This window comes from Streptomyces macrolidinus (assembly GCF_023887685.1).
GTDB classification, from domain to species: Bacteria; Actinomycetota; Actinomycetes; order Streptomycetales; family Streptomycetaceae; genus Streptomyces; species Streptomyces macrolidinus.
In genome coordinates this window covers 1-3,214 of the sequence record NZ_JAMWMR010000074.1, presented here as the reverse complement: position 1 = coordinate 3,214, position 3,214 = coordinate 1, and the positions used below count along the sequence as shown (strand labels likewise).

Below are 3,214 nucleotides of genomic sequence, written 5' to 3'. Positions count from 1 at the left end.
AAGAGCGGACAACCAGGGCCACCAGCGGCACCAACAGGCCCGCGCGACGGCGCAGGCGTCCCCCATCCCCCAGGTCGTCTGCCATACGACCATCCAAGCGCCGTCGCTTCCCAAGCTGAGAGCGCGAGTTCGATTCTCGTCACCCACTCCATGCGAAAGCCCCAGGTCGGAGACCCGGGGGTTCTCTGTTGTCCAGACTTACCGTGGAACACCGAGCGCCCCGAGGAGCCGGGGCGCTCGGCCGACCTCCGCCGGCTACGCGGCCTGAGGTTGCAGAAAGCGAGCCAGCAGGTCGTCCAAGGTCACCATGCCGGTAAGGCACGGACGCGTCGCGCACGACGGCGAGCGAGGAGCGGCGTCGGCGCAGTACGTCGATCGCGGCGGCGACCGTCGTCTGCTCGGTCAGCTCGGGCACCGGGCGGACCAACGCGCGAGCGGTCACGGCCCGCCCCTGACCGCGAGCGACCAGAGCGTCGCGGGCATGCACCGAGCCCAGGATGGTGCCGTGCTCGCGGACGAGCAGGCGGGTGCGGTCGCTGTCGGTGGCCACGCGCAGGATCTCGTCGATACTGGCGCCACCGTCGACCGCGGTGATCTCGGCGGCAGGGACGTGGAGGCCGCCAACCGGGGTGTCGGGCTCGGTCAGGGAACGGGTGAGCAGCTCCGAGTCGTTCGCGCTGATGAGGCCCAACCGCTCGGACTCCTCCACGAGGTACGTGAGTTGCTCCCGGTCGTGGACCGAGACCAGCTCGTTGCGTGGAGTGACCCGGCACAGCCGTACCAGGGCATTGCTCATCGTGTTGAGCAACGTGAGGAGCGGGCGTACGGCCTTCATCAGCGCGCGGAACGACGGCGCGAGCAGCATCGCGGAGCGTTCGGGGTGCGCGACGGCCCACGACTTGGGCGCCATCTCACCGGCCACCATGTGCAGGAACACCACGATGACCAGGGTGACGGCGAACTCGACCCGCTGCTGAGCGCGCTGGGCAGGCCCAGCGCGCTCAGCAGCGGGTCGAGTTCGTGGGAGATCGCGGGCTTGGAGACCGACCCCAGACCCAGCGTGCAGACGGGGAGGCCGAGTTAGGCGCCGGCCAGCATGAGGGACAGCTCACGCATTCCGGCAAGCGCGGCCTTGGCACTCGTTGCCCCTCGGCCGCGGCCTTCTCCATGCGGTGCCGCTTGGCGGCGACCAGGGCGAACTCGGCGGCGACGAAGAATCCGCTGCCGATCAACAGCAGTACGGTGACGAAGAGCGCCATCGGGAATCTCATGCCTGCTCATCCTCACGCACGGCATCAACGGCCACATCAGGCGACCGTTCCAGATGGACCCGCTCGGGGACATGACGGTCGAGCGCCTGCACGTCCAACGTCATACGGCCGCCGTCGGCCAGGTCCAGCGTGACGCGGTCGCCGACGGTCGGGAATCGGCCGAGCCGGTCGACGATCAGGCCGGCGACCGTGTCGTAGTCGTCCTCCTACGGCAGTTCGATGCCGGTAGCCTCGGCCACCTCGTCCAGGCGGCGCCCGGCATCCACAAGCCGGCGGTCACCATCGGCCACGGCCAGGTCGGTGACGGTGTCGCTCTCGTCGGCGATGTCCTCGTAGGTGACGATGCCGACGACGCCGCCGTGTTCGTCCAGGACGACGGTGAACTCATCGGTCGCAAAGGCGTCCTTGCGGACGAAGATGGCATCCACACGCGGCACCATCACCTCGTCCACGGTGCGCTCGGAGAACCCCAGGGCGTGGTCGAGAATTCCGGCGGTGTCCTTGGGCAGCTCGCCGTGTTCGTGGGACTCGCCGATCATCTGGCTGAGCTCCTCCAACGTCGCCCCGTGGTGCAGTTCCTCGACCGGTTCGATGCCCACCTTGCGCACCAGTCTGTTCGCCGCCCCGTCGAAGACGTGCACCACCGGGCCGACAACCTTCAGATACGCCAGCGTGGAGCCGGCCAGCGTCTTCGCCAGCCGCTCGGGCACGACGATGGAGGTTCTTCGGGGCCAGCTCGCCCAGCACCATCTGCACCACCGTTGCGCCTACGAAGGCGAGCACCACGGAGATGCCGCTCACCACAGCGTCCGGGATGCCGAGGCCCGTCAGGGCGGGCTCGAGCAGCGCCGACACCGAGGGCTCGGCGATGAACCCGACCACCAGACCGGTGACGGTGATGCGGAGCTGTGCGCCCGACAGCACGAACGACAGACGCGCCAGCACCTTGAGGGCGCGGGCGGCCTTCCTGTCACCGGCCTCGGCCTCCCGCGCGAGAGCCAGGCGGTCGGCGGAGACGTAAGCGAATTCCTGGGCGACGAAGTAGCCGGTGGCAGCGGTCAGCACGAACACGGCCAGCACGCCCAGCGCGGCGCTCGTGGCACTCGCAGAACACCACCCCGCCACGATTTGAGGCCCCCCATGGGTTCCGGGCGTCCAGGGGGGCCTCAGCGGCAACGGAGGGTCGAAGCGTCATCCTCGTGACCGCCCGGTTGCGCGCCACCTCGGCAGCGTCCGTCCTGAATGCCTATCGCATCCGCGGTTCCATCGCGAACCGGAACAGCCACTGGCCCGGCGGAGCGCACAGCGCGGTCACGACCGCGGCGGCGATGACGGGGACGGCGATCTCACCGATGGGGGACGGGAGCGGTGCCGTCAGACGTCGACGCCGAAGTCCAGGGCGATGCCGCGCAGTCCGGAGGCATAACCCTGGCCGACCGCACGGAACTTCCACTCGGCTCCGTGCCGGTACAGCTCTCCGAAGACCATCGCGGTCTCCGACGAGGCGTCCTCGGACAGGTCGTAGCGGGCGATCTCCTGGCCGCCGACCTGGTTCACCACACGGATGAAGGCGTTGCGCACCTGCCCGAAGCTCTGCCCGCGCGCTTCCGCGTCATGGATCGACACCGGGAACACGATCTTGTCGACATCGGCGGGCACGGCCGCGAGGTTCACCTTGATCGACTCGTCGTCACCCTCCCCCTCACCCGTCAGGTTGTCGCCGGTGTGCTCGACCGAACCGTCCGGACTGGTGAGGTTGTTGTAGAAGACGAAGTGCCGGTCGGAGACGACCTTGCCCGACGCGTTCAGCAGCAGCGCGGACGCGTCCAGGTCGTAGTCCGCGCCAGTGGTGGTCCGTACGTCCCAGCCGAGACCCACTACCACCGCGGCCAGGCCCGGTGCCTCCTTGCTCAGCGACACGTTGCCGCCCTTGGCCAGGGAAA

The 3,214-nt window shown here is 68.9% G+C and carries 1 protein-coding gene and 2 pseudogenes; all 3 read right to left on the bottom strand.

From position 1 onward, the window contains the following. Positions 1-255: 255 nt before the first annotated feature. Positions 256-1,271 (bottom strand): annotated as a pseudogene (locus NGF19_RS30230) (hemolysin family protein). Next, a pseudogene (locus NGF19_RS30225) lies at positions 1,268-2,396 on the bottom strand (hemolysin family protein). Before NGF19_RS30225 ends, NGF19_RS30230 begins: the two co-directional pseudogenes overlap by 4 nt. A 249-nt stretch (positions 2,397-2,645) precedes the next feature. Next, on the bottom strand, positions 2,646-3,214 hold a 569-nt coding region (locus tag NGF19_RS30220), incomplete at its 5' end, for a TerD family protein (protein ID WP_252429109.1).